Below are 21,067 nucleotides of genomic sequence, written 5' to 3' on the forward strand. Positions count from 1 at the left end.
CAGCGGAAAGGCCGGTCATGGGCATGGCCCCCACTCAACGCCGCACACTCGCGGTGGCCGCGGCCCTGCTCGGCATCATCCTGACGGTGGCGGCCTACCTTCTCGCCACGGCACAGGCCGACGAGTCCGGCGGCGCCTCTGATTTCGGAGCCGCCCCGACCACCGCAGCACCTGCGGAGCCTGCGCGGCCCACAGCGCCGACCACCGGGCGGCCGCAACCCGGAGAGCCCTCGTCGGACTCCGCTTCCCCGGCTCCCGCGCCGCCTCGAGAGCTGTCCATTCCCGGACTCGGCGTCCGCGCCCCGGTGGATCCGGTGGGGGTGGCCGCGGACGGGCGGATGCAGATCCCCGGCGATCCCGGCCGCGTCGGCTGGTACCGCTTCTCGCCGGCCCCGGGGGCGCCCAGGGGGTCGGCGATCATCGTCGGACACGTCGATGCCAAGGGACGCGGCCTCGGCGTCCTGTTCGGCCTCAACCGGGTGAGGCCAGGTGACCGGGTGGAGGTGCGACGGGAGGACGGCACGTCCGTCGACTACGCGATCACCACGCGTCGGACGGTCGGCAAGAACGATCTCGCGGGATCCGCCGTGTTCGACAGGGAAGGACCCGCGGTGTTGACCCTCGTCACCTGCGCCGGCCCCTACGTGCCGGACCGTGGCGGCTACCAGAACAACCTGGTGGTCACAGCGGTGGAGGTGACGAAGTGACGGGCAGGTGGGGCGGTGCGCAGGTCCTTGCCGCTAGTGTGGCAGCCGTGAACACGGCGTCGGACGGCCAACTGGGCGAGGGGTTCGCCGACGGCGACGAATCCTGCCTCAAAGAGTCCTACCGACGCTGGGGCGCCCTGATCTACACCATCGCGTCGCGCAAACTCGCCGATGACGAAGAGGCCAAGGACGTCACCCAGCAGGTGTTCGTCGGAGCCTGGAACAGTCGCAAGACCTTCGATCCCGGGCGGGCCTCTCTCAAGACCTGGCTTCTGGGCATCACCCACAAAAAGGTGGCCGACGCGCTCAGCCGCAGATCACGCCACCAGAGGGACGTCCAGGCCGTCAGCGCCGGCACGAACATCGCTCAGCAAGACGCTCCCGCAGCCGAGTCGGTCGTGGATTACGTCACCCTCACCCGGGAGATGGAAACCCTGACCGAGCAACAGAAGCTCGTGCTCACGATGGCCTTCTACGAGGACCTGTCCCAGTCACAGATCGCCGAGCGCATCGGACTGCCGCTCGGAACGGTCAAAACACACACACGGCGTGGTCTGATGCGTCTGAAGAAGCGGTTGGAGGTGGACGGTGAAGCACACCGATGAAGAAACCCTGACGATGATGGCACTCGGAGAGGACACCGAGCCGTCAGCCTCCCTCCATCTGCACGAATGCGATGCCTGCCGCAACGACTACGACGCGCTGCGTCGGCTCATCACCACGATGGCCCCCGAGACGGCGGACGATCAGCTGCTCACGCCGCCGGCCGGCCTGTGGGACTCCATCGCCACCGAACTGCAGCTCCCGGGCGAGGACACCCCCCGTGTCCGCCCCCGGTCTCCCTCCTCGATCGCGGGAGTGCCGGGAAGGTCCACGCGGCGGGTCGGTCGCTTCGCCGTCGCCCTCGCCGCTTGCACCGCCCTCCTCGGCGCCGCCGCCGGCAGCGCGATCACCTGGTGGGCGACGCACAGCGACACCTCTGCCGAGCAGACCGTGGCGACCGGCAAGCGTCTCGACTCCCTGCGAGGAGGCTCGGCCGGCTACGCCAGCCTGCAGGACCAGAGCGGCCGGCGATCCCTGCAGATCACCGTCAGAGGGCTGCCCAGGAGTTCGGGCTACTACGAGGTCTGGCTCATGGACGACAGCCACACCAAACTGGTCTCGATGGGTGTCCTGGGACCCGACGGCCGCGCCACCCTTCCGGTTCCCGACAACATCGACCTGCGGGAGTACTCCGTCGTGGACGTGTCCGTCCAGCCGTACAACGGCAAACCCGACCACTCCGGAGACAGCATCGTGCGAGGCACCTACGCGGGCTGATCTCCGGGATGCTGCCTTAGCACGGCTTCCTGCTTCTGCATTCTGAACTGCCATCAGCGCGCGCTCGATCCCGCTCGCCGGTCGGGGGGGAGAGAGACCTGCGATGCCCGATTGTCCGGAGGGCCGCCCCGTCTCTCGACCCGAGACGCACCGCAGCGAACCGCGAGGGTTAGGAACACCGGCCGCTCCAGGCGCACTGACGAATGACCATCGTCATCGCGTGAACGCACCATGAGCAACGCGCCCGAGGCACCGGTATCAGGGGTAGCTGACGCAGTTGGCAGAGCAGTCGCCGGCTGCCGCACTCAGGATCATGCCGAAGGCGAGGAGAGCCAGGACGATCCACGCCACATGAACGAACGAATTGTCCCCGCCAATCGGGGTTTTTGAAGCCCTGGGCGGCGGAACCTCGTGAGGGCTCTCGCGCTTGTCACCGGGTCCGTCGTGTTCCTCCGCGGTCACCGTGCCGTCCCCCTTCGCGATGCGTCCTTCTCATGGCACGACGTCAGATCTCACCCGTCAAGACCCGCGACGCCCCCCATCGCGAACAGCCCCACCGGCTTGACGGGTTGCACGCGCCTTACTCGCGGGCCTGGGTGATGTCCGTGCCTGTAGGCGGTGGCCCGAAGCTGCACGTTCGAGGTGCCGTCGAGTTTCGGGCCGCCCACGGACAGCCCCCTGCCTCGCTGACCCGGCCAGCGCGGTGGTGCCGAAGAGAGTACGGATCCAGCCGGTGGCGGGCGATCGGGCCCTGGGCGAGCTGACTGAGGTGGGTACGGCTCTGATCCCTCGATTCTGTGCAGGGTCAGTTCCAGCGTATGAGTGTTTCCAGGTGTTCGTCGGATCCGTCCATGGGCGGTTCGAGATCGGCGATCTTGACGGGTTGTGTGCCCGGAGAGGACAGGTCGCCCTGGTAGAGCGTCAGCTTGCCGCCCTCGCCGCTGGACAGGAAGGCGTAGCGCTTGCCGTACGAGGAGGCGATGGGAGTCATGTTGGACCGGTCGTTGGCGGGGACCAGATCCTCCCTCTTCACCACGCTCGCGTAGTCGGGCGTGAAGGTGATCTGCTCCAGATCGCAGATCAGCTTGGTCGCGTCGCGCCAGAGCGCCGGTTCGCATGTCTCCTTCTCCGCCCGCCCGGCGAACGTGTCCGGGTCGGGCGGGGAGACTTCCCGGCCGGTGTTCACGTCGTAGGCCGCGGCCCGTCCGGAGGCGCCGGCTTCCGTGATCCCGGCCACCAGGCTGAAGTCCTTGTTGAAGGCGAAAGTGGCCAAGCTGCGCGTGCTGCCCTGCTCGCACACCGTCAGCGGTTCCACCTGTTCAGGCAGAAACATGCTCCGCTCTGCGACCAGCGCGCCATTCTTCGCGGAGTACGAACGCGCAGATGGCTGTGTGCAATTGCGCTTCCCCTGCGCCTCAAGAGATTCCAGCCGCCTCAAGAGATTCCAGCTTTGCCGACGGCGTCCCGGGCGACGTGCCTGCGGGCGGGGTCCGGTGAGCCGGTCAAGAGCGTTGTCGATCTTGGCGGTTGTGTAGGTACACGGTCAAATTCGGTGTCGGTACACGCTCGGCAAGGCCGAGGGCGGCATGTGACCGGCGCGGACGGCGCTGCTTTCGCGAGGACGGATGGTGCCGGCCCAGCTCGCGAGGGGCGTGCGCGGGCGCCGCGTGCCGACGAAGCTCAGTGGCGGTGGTGGTCGACCCTGGGACCCGTTGTCGATCATGCAGCCGCGAGTGCCGCGAAGGGTGGGCCGCCCCTGCTAAAGCAAAGCTGGCACCGCCACGGGCGCCAGATGGTCAGCACATCCCGTCGCCGGCTCCTGGGTGCACTGGTCGATCCGCCGCCTGCAGGCCGGCCGCTGGGTGGGTGCGCGATCGGGAGGTCGGGCGGCCGTGGCGGGCTCGGTGAGCGGGGTTTCTTGGGCTGAACGTGCTCGCCTTGTCTGGTGGTGTTGCGGCAGGTTCGGAGGCCGGGGAAAGCCAGGCGGGTGTGTTACGAGCTCCGCTGGTCACGGGTGGTCTGGCGGAGTTGTTCGGTGTGCCGGGTCAGGTGGTCGATGCGTTCGGCGAGGTGGGCGTCCTGGGGGCGGAGGTGCGCTCGGGTGGCGGCCAGGGGTTGCACCAGTCGGGCGGCGTCGTCGTCGCCGAGGGCCAGGTTCAGCTCGCCGACGGCGTGATCGGCGCCTGCGGGGAGGTCGGTGAGGGCGGTGATCTGTCCGGCGAGGCGGCGTAGGTCGGCTGCGTTGTCGCGGGCCCAGGCGGTCACGGTGCGGTCGGCGGCGCGGGTGTCGCGGGTGGCCTGGACGCGTTCCTCGCCTGTGCTTCCGGCGCTGCCGGGACGCAGGCGCAGGTAGCGGCGTTCGGCGGCCTGCCGGCTGGCGACGCCGAGGGGTTCCGCGAGGTCGGCCCAGCTGGCGCCCTGCCCGCGGGCGGTTTCGATCAGTCCGCTCTCCCACCCGGCGAGCTGTTCGCGGACCTCGCGCAGCAGCATCAGGGCGGCCAGGGCCGGGAGTGGACCGGCGGCGGAGCCGGGAGGCGCTGCCGACGGGGAATGTTGCGCCTCTTCCAGTGAGCGATTGATGGCCTCCAGGGCTGCTGCGGCGGCGTGGAAGGGCACAGGGGGTGTCTCTGCTGGGGTCACGGCACACTCCGTCGCTTTGTCATCCTTCCGATGACGGTCTGCTTGTCATCGTTTCGATGACATGCTACAACGGGAGCACGTTGAAGCGCATTGGCAGTTTCTGCCTGAACCAACTGGAGGTGTTTCGCGATGTTGATGCGCACCGACCCGTTCCGCGAGATGGACCGGATCGTCCAGCAGCTGTCGGGTACGTCGGGGACCTGGTCGAAGCCTTCGGTCATGCCGATGGACGCCTACCGCGAGGGCGACGTCTACGTGATCGCCTTCGATCTGCCCGGGGTGAACACCGAGGCGATCGACATCGACGTCGAGCGGAACATGTTGACCGTGAAGGCGGAGCGGCGTCCGCTGCCGAAGGCCGATTCCGTGAAGATGGAACTCTCCGAGCGTCCCCTGGGTGTCTTCTCCCGCCAGATCATGCTGGCCGACACCCTGGACACCGAACGCATCGAGGCGGACTACGACGCGGGTGTCCTGACCCTGCGGATCCCGATCGCCGAGCGCGCCAAGCCGCGCAAGATCAGCATCGGAACCACGGCAGAGGCCGGCCCCAGGCAGATCTCCGCCTGAAGCGCGCCCGCAGCCGGCGGAGGGCGGGGGAGTCGATCCCCCTCCGGCCACCCGCCCTCCGCTCCCCTTGACCCGCCTCTCCCCATCCCTGAGGTGATGTCGATGCCGATGCGCAGGGAGTCGTTCCTGGCCTGCGTGCAGGAACGCGGTGAGTACGAATCCGTTGAGGAAGCCGACCGCGTCGCCCGCGTCGTCCTGGCGCTCCTCGGCGCCCACGTGGTCGGCGCGGTTCGGTCCGGGCTCGCCGCCCGCCTCCCCGAGACATATGCCCTGATCCTCCTCAACCCCTTGCAGGCCGCCGAACCGCTCTCGCCTCAGCGATTCGTCCGGGCGGCAGCGGCGTGGATCGAGGGAGCGACCGAGGAGACCGCCCTGTGGGACATCGGCGCGGTCCTGTCCACCGCGGCCGCTGCCGCGGGCGATGACCTCATCGGCGAGGTCCTCCTCCAGCTCCCGCCCGGCTACGACGTCCTCTTCGGCCACCCCCGGTCCGCCTGACCGGCCATCCCACCTGACCGACCCCGGCCCATGGCCGGACCTTCCGCACAGAAAGGCGATCACAGCCGTGTACGACCAGCCTCGAGCGAACGCCTCCCAGCCGGCCATGACGTTCGACCAGATGCTGGAACGCGTGCGCTACGAGGGTGCCTACCCCACCCGCGAACGCGCCGCCGAAGCCGTCCACCAGGTCCTGTCCACCCTCGGCCGCCAGCTCACCGGCGACGAACGCGTCGGCCTCGCCCAGGCCCTGCCCGTCGAAGCCGCCCTCACCCTGAGCTCCCAGATCCCCCAGAGCGACCCCCTCACCGGCTGGGGGTTCGTCAAGAACCTGGCAGCCCGCACCGGGGTGAGCCCGGCTGTCGCCCGCTGGGACACCGGCGCCGTACTCTCCGTCGTCACCCGACTTACGGGTCCCGACCTCCTCACCCGCATCCTCCACCAGCTCCCCGACGACTACGCCCTCCTCTTCGGCCAGGCACAGCTGCGCCGCCCCGATCCCGCCGCTGCCTGATCGCAGCCGTCGGGCGCGTACGAAACGGGTCCGGAACCGCCGGCGCGGTTCCGGACCCGTCGCGTGCGGCGGAGTCTCCGTGCTTGAAGGTGTCCCATCCGCGGCGGCTGAACCCCTTGCGGTGCCCGCGGGAATCTCCCGAAAGCAGGGGCACCGCAGGGTGTCGTCCGGTCAGGCCTCCGACTGTTCCGGCGCCGGCTCGACAGACCTCGAGGTCTCCGTCATGCGCCATGTCCGGGCGGTGCAGTTCGGCGGAAACGGAGGGAAGAGGTGCCCGGCGAGATCGATCAGCCAGGTGTGCCCTCCCGCGCAGTCGCAGACGTACGCGCCCGCCGTCGGCGTGCAGTGACCGGGAAGGAATTCGACAGTCGTGGCCATGGGGAGTCCTGGTTCTTTCGAGGAGACGTGACGGTCGGGTTTCACCGACCGGTTCCGTGTGGATGCGCGGTCCCGGGGGAGACCACCCGAACAGCGGTTTCTGCCGAACAGTGTCGAGTGTGTTCGGCGCCGCTCTCGGCGACGGATCGGATGGGAACAGAGCTGCTCCGGCCCTTCCTCGACACCGCCGCTATTGCCAAAGCGGTGCAAGGGCGCCGGGACCGCAGGGTGCGTCCACCGGAGAAGTCCGTGACCTCCCGCTCCAAGCCGACTCACCCCATGGAGGGCCGGTGCGCGTCTCGCGGTCAGCCCCGGCGGGATGGCGGCTGACCGCCTCGTGTGTTCGGCTGGGGTCGTGGGCATTCCTACGCTGCGGCCTCGTCCCGAGGGACCCGATTCGGCCGTCGGCATCGAGACCCCGTCATTTCCCCTGGATCCTTCCGGAGACAACCGGTGTCGCCCACCAGCCCCCTCGCGCGCTCTTGCGCCCACTGCCTGACCCTGAACGACGATGCTCTGCCGCACGGCGATGTCGTCCGAGAAGGCTTCGATTCTCTCTTCACCGACTGGTACCCCGTCGTGTTGCGCTGGGCCCGGCGCCGCTGCATCGATTCCGAGGACGCCGAGGACGTCGCTCAGCGGGTCTTCGCGGACGTCTGGTCCCACTCCGGCAGATACTGCCCGCGTCGCGGAGACATCGGCCCGTGGTTGTACGGCATCACCAGCCACAAAGCCGCCGACGCGTCCGGCGCGCTGATACGCCGCCATGACAGCTGCCGCCGCCTCGGCAATCGACCCGCCCCGGAAGGCCCCGACGCCGGCGCGCGTGCCGTGGAGCGGATGCTCCTGACCGGCCACCTGTCAGCTCTATCGCCCGAGCGCCGCGAGATCCTCTTCCTTGCCTACTACCTGGGACTCACCCAGCCCGAGATCGCGCGCCGTCTGCGTCTGCCCCTGGGAACCGTCAAGAGTCACACCAGGAGGGCGCTGCGAGCGCTCGCCGCTGTCGTTGACGAAGGGCGTGACCGGCCGAACGGGCCGGACATCGCCATGACGCGGCCCAGGAGGTGATGGGTCGGGCGCAGGTCGCGTGGCCGAGGTACCGCCTCGGCTGCGGGCTGCAAGAGCCGCACCGGCGGCTCGGAGGCAAAGTTGCGAGAACACACCGTCACGTCCCCACCCCCGGGATGAGCCGGCAACCTCGTCCGGTCGTTGTCATCGCCTCGTAACACCGGCACCGCAGCCTCCGGCCTACCTGAGAGTTCGCCAGGCCGGGGATCGATCCCGAGGCCGAAGGGGAGGCCGAGACGGCTGGCGGAATTGCCGCGGCTCCTCGCATCAGGAAGGTGTGAGGAGGCCCGATTCGTAAGCCAAGGAAACCGCCTCAACTCGTGTGCGGATACCAATTTTTCGAAAGATCCTGGTCACGTGGGATTTGACCGTAGGGAGCGATACGCTCAACCACACCGCGATGTCTGCGTTCGACCATCCTGACGCGATACCGGTGAGCACTTGCCGCTCGCGTGCCGTCAGCTCGCTCCATCTGCCGTCCGCCGGGGGCAGAGGACGGACGTGATGTTCACGAACGGTTTTCATGAGCAGGCTCGTGTACTGCGGCGGAAGAACTGCACCACCGGCTGCCACCATCTTGATCGCGCCGAGCAGGTCAGCGGTGGGTTCACTCGCGAACACGAGCCCTCGTGCGCCCGCGCGCAGGGCCGCCAGAGCATAGGGGTCCAGCTCTGTGAGATTCATGAGGAGTACGCCCCCGCGCGATACTCCGGGGTGGGATGGCATGGACACCGGATCGGCAAGCCTGGCGATGGTGTGAAGGTTGTTGCCCTTCGAGAGTCTGCTGTCCAGGAGAATCACATCGGGTCGCAGGGCACTGCTCATCCTCATGGCCTGCCCCCCGTCGACGGCTTCCCCGATGACAGTCACATCGGAGTCGTCGGCGGTCAGAGCGCGGGCGGCGAGGAACTGCAGCGACTCGTCGCTGACCACCAGGACATTGATCATTTCTTGAACCGTATTCCGCCGACGTAGCTGTGAAGTGTCCCTGCAGGGATGCAGCCGGCAGGTGCCGTGGCGGCCGTGGCTGCCGCGACGGCACCTGCCGGTGTGTGCGTCAGCTCCCTGCGGGGCTGTTCTCCTTCAGGTCGACAGTCGTCGGACGTGCGTGGTCGCCCTCGGCCTCTCGGCTCAGTCGGCTGGGCCACCAGACCGTCGGGCCGATGTCCCTGACGAGAGCGGGCACCAGCAGCGAGCGCACGACGATGGTGTCGAGCAGTACGCCGAAGGCGACGATGAAGGCGATCTGGGCCAGGAAGGCGAGGGGGATGACGAGGAGCGCCGCGAAGGTGGCCGCGAGGACGACGCCCGCCGACGTGATCACTCCGCCGGTGGCGATGAGTCCGCGCAGCATGCCCTGTCGGGTCCCCAGCCGCAGTGTCTCCTCGCGAACGCGGGACATGAGGAAGATGTTGTAGTCCACTCCGAGTGCCACGAGGAAGACGAATCCGTACAGGGGTACGGAGGCGTCCGTGCCCGAGAACCCGAAACCGTGCTCGAAGACCAGCCCGGCGATGCCGAGGGTCGCGAGGTAGTTCAGTCCCACGGTGGCGACCAGCAGGACGGGCAGGAGCAGCGAGCGGAGGAGAACGACGAGGATCACCAGGATGATCGCGAGGACGACCGGGATGATCAGGTTCTTGTCGTGCTCCGCGGTGCGCTGTGTGTCGTACTGCTGTGCCGTGTAACCGCCCACGATGCTGCTCGCGTCCGCGGCGTGGACCTGGTCGCGGATGTTCTGGACGGTCTGTTTGGCCGCATCGCTGTCCGGGGCGTCTTCCAAGGTCGCGTCGATGCGGACCAGGCCGTCGACGACCAGCGGCTTTCCGCCAGGAGTGCTGGTGAACACGCGGGCGTCGGCCACTCCCGGCGTCCGCGCCGCGGCATTCCGGACGGCGGTCTGCTCGTCGGCGTCGGCGATGATGACCGCGGGCTGGCCGGAGCCCCCGGGGAAGTGCTTGCCCAGGGTCTGCTGGGCGGCGACGGACGGGGCGTCGTTGACGAACAGTTCGTCCAGGGGCACGCCCTTGGACTGCAGAGCAGGGAAGAAAGCCGCGCCCACGAGCAGAAGGCCGGTGGTGACGACCCACAGCTGCCGGGGGCGGGTGTCGACCCAGCGGGCGACCCTGCGCCAGATTCCGTGGCCGCCGGTCTCCGCGTCGGCCGACTTCGGCTTGGCCGGCCAGAAGGCTGCCTTGCCCATCAGCGCCAGGACGGCGGGAAGGAACGTGAGGGTGGTGAGGACGGCGCAGACCACCCCGATGGCACCGACCGGTCCGAGTGCCCTGTTGTTGGTCAGGTCGCTCAGGAGCAGGGCGAGCAGGCCGAGCGCCACGGTGGCGGCGCTGGCGGTGATCGCTCCGAACGACCCGCGGGTTGCGGCCCAGGCGGCCGCGGCGCGATCGCTGGTGGTGGCCAGTTCCTCGCGGAAGCGCGCGGTGAGCAGCAGGGCGTAGTCGGTGGCCGCGCCGATCACCAGGATGGACAGGATGCCCTGGACCTGGCCGTCGACGCGGACGATGTCGTTGTCGGCGAGGACGTAGACGATTGCGCCGGCGACACCGAGGGCGAAGACGGAGCTGATGATGATGAGGAAGGGCAGCAGAAGGCTGCGGTAGACCAGCAGCAGGATGAGGAGCACGGCGGCAAGTGCCACACCGAGCAGGATCCCGTCGATCCCGGCGAATGCCTCTCCCAGGTCTCCCTGAGTAGCCGCGGGGCCGGCGAGCTGGGCTCGTGCGTCCGGCACCCGGTCTGCCGCGGCCTGGATCTTGTCCAGTGTTCCGCCGAGGTTCTCACCGAGGTCAGGAGACAGGGGCACGACGCCCTGGAGGGCCTTGCCGTCCTGCGACGGGAAGGCGGGGGAGGCGGCCCCTTCGACGCCCTGTACGTCGTTCAGTGACTGCAGCGCGGCGGTGGCCGCCTCCCGCTGGGCCTGTGAGATGTCGCCGCCGCCGGAGGCCGTCCAGACGACGATGGTGGGCAGGGTCTCCTGCTGGTTGAAGGCATTCTGCCGCTCGATCACCTTCGTGGACTCGGCGTTCTGGGGCAGGAACGCAGCCTGGTCATTGGTGGAGACCTCGCCGAGCTTGCCTGCGTAGGAGCCGAAGGCTCCGCCCAGACCCAGCCAGACCAACACGAGGACGAGGGGGACCAGCCAACGGACTGGTCGACGCGCGCTGTTCATCGACTCCCTATCGGGACGAGTGAGGAAAGGTAACTCAAACATAAACTATCTCAATGATTGAGTGATACTAGAATCGGAGTATGCAGTCACGATCACCGGACACCCCCGACCAGGGCAGCGACCTGTTCGCCTATGCCGTCCTGCTGCGCGCGCTGAACCGCGAGCTGAACCGGGCCACCCTGGACTTCGCCCATCAGCAGGGACTGCACACCACGGACATCCACGCCCTCGCGCTGATCATGGACCCCTCGACATCCGCAGACGGCCCCGTGACCCCCACGCATCTGCGGGAAGAGCTCGGCCTCACCTCCGGAGCGATCACCGCCTGCCTCGACCGGCTCCAGCGCTCGGGACACGTCAGCCGCGTCCGGGACACCGCGGACCGCAGAGTCGTGCACCTCGTCTACAACCCTGAAGCCCGGGCACTCGCCCGCGAGTACTTCAGTCCCCTCGCGCGAGCCACCGAGGCCGCGCGCGACCGATTCACCCCGGAGCAACTCGGGACGATCGCGGACTTCCTGCGGGCACTCAACGCCGAGCTGGCCACGGCGCACGACACGCAGACGTAGGGCATCAAAAACGTGTGAGCCATGAAGCGGGCGGATCAGGGACGCCCGCCTGTCGAAAGCACTCAGGCCGGCCCACACACGATGGCCCCGGATCGGCAAGGGGCCGCTCGGCCGGTTGAACGACATCTGGGGCATCACCGCCGGACTCCCGGGCCCTGCCAGCTGCTCCGTCGCTCAGGCCGCGGCCGAAGGAGCCGATCGCCCGGACCGCGCTCGTCGCGCCGACCGCACTCGCCCCGGAACCGCCGACTGTATTGCGGCCCTCCCCGGCATCGCTTTCGGCCTTTCAGGCGTCCTCGACGTCGGCCAGAGGGCGACCGGGACCTGGAGCCGCCGAAGCGGACCTCGCAGCGGTGGAGGAGACCAGCCGGACGCTGGAGGCCGCCGCGGCGGAGATGGCCGCCCTGCTCCAGGCCCGAGCACACCCACCGCAGGAGTCACATGACCACCACGCTCGCGAGGACGCGGTCGGCTTTCTTCTGGTCCGGGGTCACCTGGTGAGTGCGGTCGGCCGGCCGGGGTAGACAGCTGACCGGCCCGCCCATCGGCGCGGCCCCATCTCAGGAGAGGACACGATCAGCGTGAGCGACGCCGAGCGCCGGAAGCAGACCCCCGACGGAGCGGCCGAACTCCTGGTTCGCTGCCTGGAGAACGAGGGCGTCGAGGTGGTGTTCGGCGTGCCCGGCGAGGAGAACATCCGTTTCACCAACGCCCTCGCCCGCTCGGAGAAGATCCGCTACGTCCTCACCCGGCACGAGCAGGCCGCGTCCTTCATGGCGGAGATGCATGGCCGGCTCACCGGTTCGGCGGGTGTGATGTCCGCGACGCTGGGGCCCGGCGCGATCAATCTGATGCTGGGCGTCGCCGACGCCATGACGAACAGCACGCCCGTCGTCGCCATCACCGCGCAGGTCGGCAAGGAGCGCAACTACAAGGAGTCCCACCAGTTCGTGGACCTGGTGAGCATGTTCGCCCCGGTCACCAAGTGGTCGGCGGGGGTACCGGCCACCCAGGCCATCCCCGAGATGGTGCGGCGCGCGTTCAAGACCGCGGAGTCCGAGCGGCCCGGCGCCGTCTATCTCGCCGTGCCCGAGGACGTCGACGCGGCGACGGACGGGTCAGACCTGCGCCCGCTGCGCAGGAACGTCGTGCAGCCCGAGGCGCCGTCTCCGAAGCAGATCGAGCGAGCGGTGGAGCTGCTGCGGGAGGCCCGTCGGCCGGTGATCCTCGCCGGGCACGGCGCGGCGCGCGGCGGCGCCGCAGCGTCGCTGACGGCGTTCGCCACCGCACTCGACGTGTCGACGGCGACCACCTTCCACGGCAAGGGCGTCCTGCCCGACGACCATCCGTGCGCGACCGGCACGTTCGGCTTCATGCGGCGCGACTACACCAACTTCGGGTTCGAGGAGGCCGACGTCGTCATCGCCGTCGGCTACGAGCTGCAGGAGTTCGACCCGTCCCGGATCAACCCGGACGGTGACAAGAAGATCATCCACATCCACCGCGTCCCGGCGGAGGTGGACGACAGTTACACGGTCGACGTCGGCATCATCGGCGACATTTCCGCCTCCCTCGATGCCCTGGCCACCGCACTCGACGGCCTGCGCTGGACCATCGACGACGAGGACACCGTGGCCACCCGCGCGCTGCTGGCCAAGGAACTCGAGCAGGGCGCCACGGACGAGCGCTACCCGCTCGCCCCGCAGCGCGTCGTCGCCGACACCCGCGCCGCGCTCGGGCGCGACGACATCGTGCTGGTCGACACCGGCGCGCTGAAGATGTGGATGGCCCGGCTCTACCCGACGTACGCGCCGAACACCTGCCTCATCTCCAACGGCCTGTCCACCATGGGCTTCTCGCTGCCCGGCGCGCTCGCGGTTCAGCTCGCCAGGCCGCAGACGAAGGTGCTGGCGGCGGTCGGCGACGGCTCGTTCCTCATGCACTCCCAGGAGATCGAGACGGCGGTCCGCGAGAACATTCCCCTGACCGTGCTGATCTGGGAGGACAACGGCTACGGGCTCATCAAGTGGAAGATGGACCTGGAGGTCGGGGAAAACTCCAACACCACCTTCGGCAACCCGGACATCGTCCAGTACGCCCGCAGCTTCGGCGCGAAGGGCTACCACATCGAGTCCGCCGGCGACCTGCTGCCGACGCTCCGTGAGGCGCTGGCGGACCCGGGCGTGTCGATCATCAACTGCCCGGTGGACTACGCCGAGAACATGAACCTCATCGAGCACCTCGGCCACCTCGACTCAGCGCTCTGACCCGCCCGCCGCACGGCCCGCCCCCCCGTACGGGCCGCACGACGGCCCTCCCGCAGGGGCGGTGCCCTTGGGTCTCCGGCAGCGCGTGGCATTTCCGCGGCGCGGGGTAGATGATCAAAGTGAGGTTCGACCAGTCGAGGAGAGGAACGATGGTGATACGTGCTCGGCGCATAGGTGCGGCAGCCGCCACGGGGTTGGCGCTGTTGGCCGCCCGTGACCTCGTGCAGAAGAAGCACGCGCTGCTGAGGAACTTCCCGCTGGTGGGACACGCCAGGTATGCGCTGGAGACGATCGGCCCCGAACTACGTCAGTACATCGTGACGTCCAACGACGAGGAGCGTCCCTTCAGCCGTGACCAGCGCAGCTGGATCTACGCGTCGGCGAAGGGGGAGAACAACTACTTCGGGTTCGGCACCGACAACGACGTCGAGCACGTGCAGGGTCATGCATACGTGAAGCAGCGTACGTTCGCCGGTGCGCTGCCCGATCTGAGCGACCCGCAGGCGGCGCTGCCCTCGGCCAAGGTGCTCGGCGGACCGCGCGGCCGCGCGAAGGCGTTCCGCCCGGCGAGCGTCGTCAACATCTCGGCGATGAGCTTCGGCTCGCTGTCCGGCGCGGCCGTCACGGCGCTCAACAAGGGCGCGGCGCTGGCCGGGACGATGCAGAACACCGGCGAGGGCAGCCTGTCGCCCTACCACCTCAACGGCGGGGACCTTGTCCTCCAGATCGGTACGTCGTACTTCGGCTGCCGCAACGAGGATGGGACGTTCAACCTCGACAGGCTCAAGTCCATGGTCGCGGGCGCGCCCGTCAAGGCGATCGAGATCAAGCTCTCGCAGGGCGCGAAGCCGGGACTCGGGGGCATGCTGCCGGGCGCGAAGGTGACCGACGAGATTGCCCGGATCCGCGGCATTCCCGCGGGCAAGGACTGCGCTTCGCCGTCGCGGCACACCGCGTTCCACGACGTGGACTCGATGCTCGACTTCGTGGAACTGTTGGCCACGGAGACCGGATTGCCGGTCGGGATCAAGAGCGCCATCGGGGAGATGGATTTCTGGGAGGAACTCGCCACGCTGATGGAGCGGGGTGAGCGAGGCGTCGACTTCGTGACCGTCGACGGTGGCGAGGGCGGCACCGGGGCGGCGCCCCTGATCTTCGCCGACTCGGTGTCCCTGCCGTTCCGCGTGGGATTCTCCCGCGTCTACGGCGTGTTCGCCGAGCGGGGCCTGACCGACGACATCACCTTCATCGGCTCCGGCAAGCTCGGCCTGCCCGAGAACGCCGTCGTCGCGTTCGCCCTCGGCGTCGACATGATCAACGTGGGTCGTGAGGCGATGCTGTCCATCGGCTGCATCCAGGCCCAGAAGTGCCACACCGACAAGTGCCCCACCGGCATCGCCACCCAGAACCCATGGCTGACGCGCGGCATCGACGTGCCCTCGAAGGCCATCCGGGCAGCGATGTACCTGCGCACCCTGCGAAGGGAGTTGCTGAGGGTCTCGGGCGCCGTCGGTGTCCCCCACCCCTCGCTCATCACCCCCACCGACATAGACATCCTGAACGGCGACTACGACGCCCGCACCCTGGGCAGTGTGTACGGCTACAAGGATGGCTGGGGCTCACTCGGGCCCGAGCTCGCCCACGAGATCGCCGAACTGATCACCACCTGAGCTGACGAACTCGTGCACGGTAAGCGGTGAGACGTAGGGCCTTGGATGGTCGACCATGGTCGGATGGTGGGGACTGTCACTCGTGCAGTGATCGTCGGCAATCGCCGGATCACGGGGATGTCGGCGGCGTGATCGCTGAACTCACCTCCGAGACAGGCCCGTTGTGGCATGAGCTTCGCCCGGCCAAGCTGGCCTCTCGTCCGCGGAAGCGGGCGGGGGGCGCCGGTGCGAAGCACCGGCTCGTGTTCGTCGACCGGCTCTTGGCCACGCTCATCCATCCCCGTCTAGGAGTCACTCACGACGTGCTGGCCTGCTGGTTCGACGTAGGCCGTTCCACCATCACCCGGGCCATCGGCGAGATACGGCCCCTGCTTGCCGAGCGGGGGTGCACGATCAGCCCCGGCGTCCGGCTGCGAACACCGGCCGAGGTCATCGACCACCTCGGCGCCAGCGGGCAGATAGGCATCATCGACGGCACCGAACCCCGGGTTCGCCGGCCCGCTGCGAGACGCAAGGACCGCGACCGCTTCATCTCCGGCAAGAACAAGCAGAACGCCGTGAAGGCCATGCTCCTCACCGACGGCAATGGACAGCTGCTGTTCTGCAGCCCGCCCCAGCCCGGAAGCTGCGCGGACGTCACCTACGCCCGCGAATGAAGGCTGGTCAAGCGCGTGGCCGACGGGCCAGCGGTCGAGATCCTCGCCGACGCCGGCTACCAAGGACTCGGAGCACAGACCGGCGGACGCGTCGTGACTCCACCGCACCGCAAGTTCAAGAAGAACGCCCCGGACTGGTACGAGGAGATGCACGAACGCCGACGCAAGGCGCACTGCTCCCGACGCATCCGGGTCGAGCACGGCATCGCCGACCTGAAGAACCGGCGGGCCCCGGCCCGCCACCTCGGGCGCCGCGAGCACCTGAGCGACATGGTCCAGGCCGTCGCCGGCCTGCTCTCCCACCAGCAGACGGCAGACCTGATGCCCGCACGGCAGAGGTGAACACCAAGGCTCGCTGGGAATCTCGACGCCTCACCGCTTACCGTGCACGAGCTCGTCAGGTGCATGATGTGCCTGAGCATAGGGGGGACGCATGACTCAGAGCACGCCGCCGAGATGGGGGCTGACACCGCCGGGGGCTCCTGGGAATCCGGGTGGGCCGCCGCAGGGGTTCATGCCCGTGCGGCTGCCGGACGGTGGGAACGCTGCGGTGTTCACCGTCGGGGCTGTGGCAATCGGGGCTGAGACCGTGATCGCCGCGCTGGTCGCCGTCCTGTACAGCTTGCAGTCCGAGTCCCACGGAGGCGAAGGCGGCCTGGGATGGCTGTCCGGCACCATATTCGCGCTCGTGCTGCTGGCAGTCATTTCGATGATCGCAGGGGTGGCCGGTTCGGCGATGGCGGTGCTTCCCCTTGTCCTCCTCGGGCGTGCGGTGGCCCGCCGTACAAGGCGGCGCGACAGCTGGCAGCTCACGCTGGCCACTCTGGCGGCTATTGCCGTCGCCTTGGTGCTGCTCATCGGCTGCTGCATGCTCCTGGCCGGCTTCGGCGGCCCTGGCGACCTGTTCGTTTATCCCGTCCTTGCCCTCGGCCTCATCGCCGGGCTGGCACCCGCGACCCTGTGCGCCCGGGCAGCGGGGAACCCCGGAAAGCCCGGGGCCCGATGGCGGGTCCTCGGGGGCGTGGCGCTGAGCGGTCTGGGGCTGTTCGCGGTGACGCTGGCGGTCGGGGTCGCGGCGTACAGCTCGGGGATCCTCAAGATCTACGAACCGCCTCGGCTCACTGAAGCCGACATGGTCGGCATCTGGACGGACGGCGACGGCGGAAGCCTCCGCTTCGAGGCGGACGGCACGGTGACGGCGAACGGCGTCAACGAGTACGAGGCCACGGGAGAACAGTCCGGTGCCTCCCGCTGCACCGGGAAATGGCAGCTGACCGACAACGACGGTGTCGGTCGGCCGGTGAAGCTCAGCATCGCGGACTGCGAGAGCCTGTCCGTCGCCTGGAACATCGGCGGTACGGAGGAACACCCGACGGTCTTCACCTGGATCGGCGAGCCGGATTCGGGTGAGCGGTACATCCTTGCGCGGCAGCGGTAAGCCATCCTGTGCTGAGGTCTCGGGCCTGGCCGGGTATCGCACCGGAAGGCACCAGCGGGCGGCCCGAGAATGCCCTGGGCGACGGGAACGATGAATCCTTGCTGTTCGACGCCTGAGCTCCGGACGGAGATATATGACTGAGCAGCCCGGCTGGTGCCTGCGCGCTTGGATCCGCCTCAGCGCGTATGTGCAAGTCGGGACGAGCTCCTGTCCGCTGCCGTCCATGCCGGGACGCGCTCGACGAAGGGGCGGCGAGTGCTGGACGTGGACGTGTACAGCAGCGGTGAGGACCTGGTCGGTGCGTAGCCTGAGCTGTGGGGGGCTTATAGGTGTCCCGGACCCAGTGCAGGCCGGGACCGTGTTCCTGGGCAGGCACAGCGAGGGGGTGGTGACGCATGCCGCCGGCGTCAGCCCACCGACCACTGCCGAGTTGCTCATCGTTGCTGCGGCAACCGAGACGGGTCTGGAGCAGGCCAGTCAATGGCTACCGCGTTCGTTGCGTTCGTAGCCGGCGCCCCTGGCCACTCCCCCCAGGGGGTCGGCGGCCAGGGAGGGGCGGATGATGCATCGCGACCAGCCTCATCAACTATCGCCGGCTCACCGGGTAGGGCACTGCCTCAAAGACCTCTGGGCTCATACGTCGCAGACATCACCGCCGCAGTCGCTGCGAGGATCGCCATGCCGAGAACGCTGTAGAGCCAGGTGGCCGAGAGGCGGTCCAAGGTGATCTTGCTCCCGGGCCTCTGCAGCTGGGCGAAGTAGTGTCGATACAACCGACGCCGGATCGGGAGCAGGGCAATCGGCATGGATCCGGCCGCAACGCTGTACAGGAACAGAATGACCGGCGCCGGCTCCGGCCGGATCAGCGCAGTCAGACCGGCCATGGCATAGAGGACGGGGACCCCGAGGCAGGCACCCCACCTGCCGATCCTCCTGTTGCGCTCGACGGCGGCTCGGACCGCTTTTGGCACCTCGTCGGGCTCGGGCGGCAGCACCACGAACGTGATCACGGCCGCCGCGGTCGCCCCAGCCGCGATCCACCACCAGGCCTGATCCGTAACCGAGAACAGCATCGTCCGTGCCTCTTCCTTCCCCCGCCTCACGCTGAACGACATCAGCATCCATGTTTGTCGAACACCGCACACTGCCCGTACCCGGCAATCTTCAGCCCGGCCTCCTGCACGGCCCAGCCCACCACGAAGCTTGCCGAACGCATCAGAAGCGCAGCCAAGGTCGAATGCACCATAGGAAACCCCCAGAAAACGATCTTGCGTGTCATGGACTGCACGGGAGCTGTGAAGCTCTTCCGCTTCCGCCCCGCCCTGTCCGAACACACCACGGCGGCGTGAAGAAGCACGGCCCGCCGGCTCCAGGTCATGGCGTGGTCGCCCCCACCGCTGGTCCAGGGCGGTCGTGGAGGCCGTCGACGCGGAGACGGTCCGCCGCTCGCTGCGCGGACCGGCCGGAGCCACGTGGGCGGCGGACCGCCTCGCCGAAGCACTGGGGGAGCCTCGCCGCTACCGCCCCCGCGTCACCCCGGCCGGAGTCGGCCACCTCGTCCGTGCGGGACTGCTCACCTCCCTCGGCGGCGACACCGCCTACCCTGACGTCCACCCTGACCACGTCGCCGCCCTCACCCCCGGCCGCGACCTGCCCGCCCTCCTCGACCGCCACGTCGCGGGCCGTCACCATTCGGCCAAGGCCCCGTCCCGTCGACGCCAGATCGGGTTGCGCCAGCGATGGCCCGCCTCGGCGGCCCGCTCGACGGCATGCTCGTCGACTTGGATGCCGAGGCCGGGCTCCGTGAGCAGGCCCACGTGTCCGTCCTCGTACCGGAAGACCGTGGGGTCGACGAGGTAGTCGAGCAGGTCGGAGCCGGTGTTGTAGTGGATGCCGAGGCTCTGCTCCTGGATCAGCAGGTTGGGGGAGGCGAAGCCGACCTGGAGGCAGGAGGCGAGCGCGATCGGGCCCAGCGGGCAGTGCGGGGCGAGGGAGACGTCGTACGCCTCGGCCATCGCGGCGATCCTGCGGACCTCCGAGATGCCGCCGGCATGCGAGAGGTCGGGCTGGGCGACGGCGATGCCCGAGCCGAGGACCTTCTTGAAGTCCCAGCGGGAATAGAGGCGTTCGCCGGTCGCGATGGGGATGCTGGTGGAGCGGACGATGTCGCCGATGTGCTCGCTCAGTTCCGGTACGAGCGGTTCCTCGACGAAGAACGGCAGGTACGGCTCAAGGAGCGGCAGGACCCGGCGGGCCATGGGGACGGTGAGGCGGCCGTGGAAGTCCACGGCGATGTCGAACTCGTCGCCGACGGCCTCGCGGATGGAGGCGACGCGTTCGACGATGCCCTGCACGGCCTTGGGCGTGTCGATGAACTCCAGCTGGGGCGAGGCGTTCATCTTGATCGCGGTGAAACCCTCGGCCTTGCGGGCCAGGGCCTGCTCGACGACCTCGTCAGGGCGGTCGCCGCCGATCCAGCTGTACACGCGGGCGCGGTCGCGGACGTTGCCACCCAGCAGCTGCCACACCGGGACGCCGAGCGCCTTGCCCTTGATGTCCCACAGCGCCTGGTCGATTCCGGCGACGGCGCTGGAGAGGATGGGGCCGCCTCGGTAGAAGCCGCCCTTGGTGAGGACCTGCCAGTGGTCCTCGATGCGCATCGGGTCCTGGCCGACGAGGTAGTCGCTCAGCTCGTCGACGGCGGCGGCGACCGTGTGCGCCCGTCCTTCGATCACCGGCTCGCCCCAGCCGGTGACACCCTCGTCGGTGTCGACGCGCAGGAAGCACCAGCGCGGTGCGATCAGGTACGTGCGCAGGGACGCGATCTTCACTTCGACTCCTTCTTGACGGACCAGCCGCCGTCGACGAGCAGGTCGGTGCCGGTGATGTACGAGGCGTCGGCGGACGCCAGGAAGGCGACCGCCGAGGCCACTTCGTCCGCTGCCCCGAGCCTGTCGAGTGCGGTGGCGCGGGCGGACATCCGCTGGTCCTCCGCGCTCACCCCGTCCCAGACGTGGGTGAGGATGGGGCCGGGCAGGACGGAGTTGAAGCGGACGTCGGGCCCGTATTCGACGGCCAGCTGGCGGATCAGTGCGCAGATGCCGCCCTTCGCGGCCGCGTAGGCGGGGTTGCCCGGCAGGCCGAAGTTGGCGTGCACGCTGGACGTCGCGACGAAGCATCCCTTCGTGGACCGCAGGTCGTCCAGAAAGGTGCGGGCGGCGAGGTAGAGGGCCTTGAGGTTGACCGACATCTCCCGGTCCCAGGCGTCTCCGGTCAGTTCGTGGGCCGCGCCGGGGAGATGGATGAAGGCGTTGTTGTGCACGACGTCGGCCGGGCCCGCGATCTCGTGCGTCCGGTCGCGGAGCCGCTCCCAGTCCTCCGGGGAGGAGACGTCGCAGTGGACGTAGGCGCCGCGCGCGCCACCGTCCACGATGCGCTCGACGACGGCCTGCCCGGCCGCGTCGGCGATGTCGGCGAGGATGACGGTGGCGCCTTCGGAGGCCAGCCTCAGCGCGGTGGCCGCGCCGATGCCGCCGGCGGCGCCCGTGACCACCGCGGTCTTTCCGGTGAAGCGTTGCATGA

At 68.8% G+C, this 21,067-nt stretch carries 21 protein-coding genes; 13 read left to right on the forward strand and 8 right to left on the reverse strand.

The window, feature by feature from the left end; genetic code table 11:
• Window positions 1–23 precede the first annotated feature (23 nt).
• From ACZ60W_RS27300 to ACZ60W_RS27310, 3 genes are read left to right on the forward strand one after another with little or no spacing between them, the layout of a single operon-like run.
• Window positions 24–707 carry a class F sortase gene (locus tag ACZ60W_RS27300; RefSeq protein ID WP_469758024.1) on the forward strand — a complete coding sequence of 228 codons (684 nt, stop codon included), beginning with the start codon at window positions 24–26 and terminating at the stop codon, window positions 705–707.
• Window positions 708–754: 47 nt separating this feature from the next.
• A complete protein-coding gene (locus tag ACZ60W_RS27305) occupies window positions 755–1,312 on the forward strand; it encodes an RNA polymerase sigma factor (protein ID WP_469758025.1) in 558 nt (185 codons plus the stop codon).
• 13 nt (window positions 1,313–1,325) lie between these two features.
• Entirely contained in the window at window positions 1,326–2,027 is a 702-nt protein-coding gene (locus tag ACZ60W_RS27310) for an anti-sigma factor (RefSeq protein WP_469758026.1), read from the forward strand.
• A gap of 805 nt (window positions 2,028–2,832) precedes the next feature.
• Here ACZ60W_RS27310 and ACZ60W_RS27315 read toward each other — a convergent pair.
• Complete coding sequence (locus ACZ60W_RS27315; RefSeq protein WP_469758027.1) at window positions 2,833–3,300, reverse strand: hypothetical protein; 468 nt, start codon at window positions 3,298–3,300, stop codon at window positions 2,833–2,835.
• Window positions 3,301–4,019: 719 nt separating this feature from the next.
• On the reverse strand, window positions 4,020–4,667 hold the full coding sequence (locus tag ACZ60W_RS27320; protein ID WP_469758028.1) for an HSP18 transcriptional regulator: 648 nt from the start codon (window positions 4,665–4,667) through the stop codon (window positions 4,020–4,022).
• 129 nt (window positions 4,668–4,796) lie between these two features.
• On the opposite strand from ACZ60W_RS27320, the gene ACZ60W_RS27325 reads away from it, so the two are divergent.
• From ACZ60W_RS27325 to ACZ60W_RS27340, 4 genes are all read left to right on the forward strand, one after another.
• Window positions 4,797–5,237 (forward strand): Hsp20/alpha crystallin family protein, encoded by a 441-nt coding sequence (locus ACZ60W_RS27325; RefSeq protein ID WP_469758029.1) that lies wholly within the window; start codon window positions 4,797–4,799, stop codon window positions 5,235–5,237.
• Window positions 5,238–5,339: 102 nt separating this feature from the next.
• Window positions 5,340–5,735: a DUF2267 domain-containing protein gene (locus ACZ60W_RS27330; protein WP_469758030.1), complete on the forward strand. Its 396-nt coding sequence runs from the start codon at window positions 5,340–5,342 to the stop codon at window positions 5,733–5,735.
• Window positions 5,736–5,802: 67 nt separating this feature from the next.
• On the forward strand, window positions 5,803–6,249 hold the full coding sequence (locus ACZ60W_RS27335; RefSeq protein ID WP_469758031.1) for a DUF2267 domain-containing protein: 447 nt from the start codon (window positions 5,803–5,805) through the stop codon (window positions 6,247–6,249).
• An 831-nt stretch (window positions 6,250–7,080) separates the two neighbouring features.
• Window positions 7,081–7,698: an RNA polymerase sigma factor gene (locus ACZ60W_RS27340; protein WP_469758032.1), complete on the forward strand. Its 618-nt coding sequence runs from the start codon at window positions 7,081–7,083 to the stop codon at window positions 7,696–7,698.
• 267 nt (window positions 7,699–7,965) lie between these two features.
• On the opposite strand, the gene ACZ60W_RS27345 is transcribed toward ACZ60W_RS27340, so the two are convergent.
• A complete protein-coding gene (locus ACZ60W_RS27345; protein WP_469758033.1) occupies window positions 7,966–8,646 on the reverse strand; it encodes a LuxR C-terminal-related transcriptional regulator in 681 nt (226 codons plus the stop codon).
• A gap of 109 nt (window positions 8,647–8,755) precedes the next feature.
• Window positions 8,756–10,885 (reverse strand): MMPL family transporter, encoded by a 2,130-nt coding sequence (locus tag ACZ60W_RS27350; protein ID WP_469758034.1) that lies wholly within the window; start codon window positions 10,883–10,885, stop codon window positions 8,756–8,758.
• Window positions 10,886–10,965: 80 nt separating this feature from the next.
• Between ACZ60W_RS27350 and ACZ60W_RS27355 the strand changes: the two genes are divergently transcribed.
• The 6 genes from ACZ60W_RS27355 (at window position 10,966) to ACZ60W_RS27380 (ending at window position 17,485) form a co-directional block, all read left to right on the forward strand.
• Window positions 10,966–11,454 (forward strand): MarR family winged helix-turn-helix transcriptional regulator, encoded by a 489-nt coding sequence (locus ACZ60W_RS27355; protein WP_469758035.1) that lies wholly within the window; start codon window positions 10,966–10,968, stop codon window positions 11,452–11,454.
• A gap of 581 nt (window positions 11,455–12,035) precedes the next feature.
• Window positions 12,036–13,721: an acetolactate synthase large subunit gene (locus ACZ60W_RS27360; RefSeq protein WP_469758036.1), complete on the forward strand. Its 1,686-nt coding sequence runs from the start codon at window positions 12,036–12,038 to the stop codon at window positions 13,719–13,721.
• 155 nt (window positions 13,722–13,876) lie between these two features.
• Complete coding sequence (locus ACZ60W_RS27365) at window positions 13,877–15,391, forward strand: glutamate synthase-related protein (protein WP_469758065.1); 1,515 nt, start codon at window positions 13,877–13,879, stop codon at window positions 15,389–15,391.
• Window positions 15,392–15,519: 128 nt separating this feature from the next.
• Window positions 15,520–16,047 carry a helix-turn-helix domain-containing protein gene (locus ACZ60W_RS27370; protein ID WP_469758037.1) on the forward strand — a complete coding sequence of 176 codons (528 nt, stop codon included), beginning with the start codon at window positions 15,520–15,522 and terminating at the stop codon, window positions 16,045–16,047.
• A gap of 15 nt (window positions 16,048–16,062) precedes the next feature.
• Entirely contained in the window at window positions 16,063–16,389 is a 327-nt protein-coding gene (locus ACZ60W_RS27375) for a transposase (RefSeq protein ID WP_469758038.1), read from the forward strand.
• 178 nt (window positions 16,390–16,567) lie between these two features.
• A complete protein-coding gene (locus ACZ60W_RS27380; protein WP_469758039.1) occupies window positions 16,568–17,485 on the forward strand; it encodes a hypothetical protein in 918 nt (305 codons plus the stop codon).
• A 617-nt stretch (window positions 17,486–18,102) separates the two neighbouring features.
• Here ACZ60W_RS27380 and ACZ60W_RS27385 read toward each other — a convergent pair.
• The 4 genes from ACZ60W_RS27385 to ACZ60W_RS27400 all read right to left on the reverse strand — a co-directional run bounded on the left by ACZ60W_RS27385 (window position 18,103) and on the right by ACZ60W_RS27400 (window position 21,065).
• Window positions 18,103–18,600 carry a hypothetical protein gene (locus ACZ60W_RS27385; RefSeq protein WP_469758040.1) on the reverse strand — a complete coding sequence of 166 codons (498 nt, stop codon included), beginning with the start codon at window positions 18,598–18,600 and terminating at the stop codon, window positions 18,103–18,105.
• On the reverse strand, window positions 18,600–18,764 hold the full coding sequence (locus ACZ60W_RS27390; RefSeq protein ID WP_469758041.1) for a hypothetical protein: 165 nt from the start codon (window positions 18,762–18,764) through the stop codon (window positions 18,600–18,602). Before ACZ60W_RS27390 ends, ACZ60W_RS27385 begins: the two co-directional genes overlap by 1 nt.
• 406 nt (window positions 18,765–19,170) lie before the next feature.
• The gene (gene dgoD / locus ACZ60W_RS27395) at window positions 19,171–20,316 is read right to left on the reverse strand and encodes a galactonate dehydratase (RefSeq protein ID WP_469758042.1); all 1,146 of its coding nucleotides are present in this window, start codon (window positions 20,314–20,316) and stop codon (window positions 19,171–19,173) included.
• Window positions 20,313–21,065, reverse strand: coding sequence for an SDR family NAD(P)-dependent oxidoreductase (locus ACZ60W_RS27400; protein WP_469758043.1), 753 nt, complete (start codon window positions 21,063–21,065; stop codon window positions 20,313–20,315). Before ACZ60W_RS27400 ends, dgoD begins: the two co-directional genes overlap by 4 nt.
• Between the last annotated feature and the right edge of the window lie 2 nt (window positions 21,066–21,067).

Source organism: Streptomyces sp. NPDC104202 (assembly GCF_055584185.1).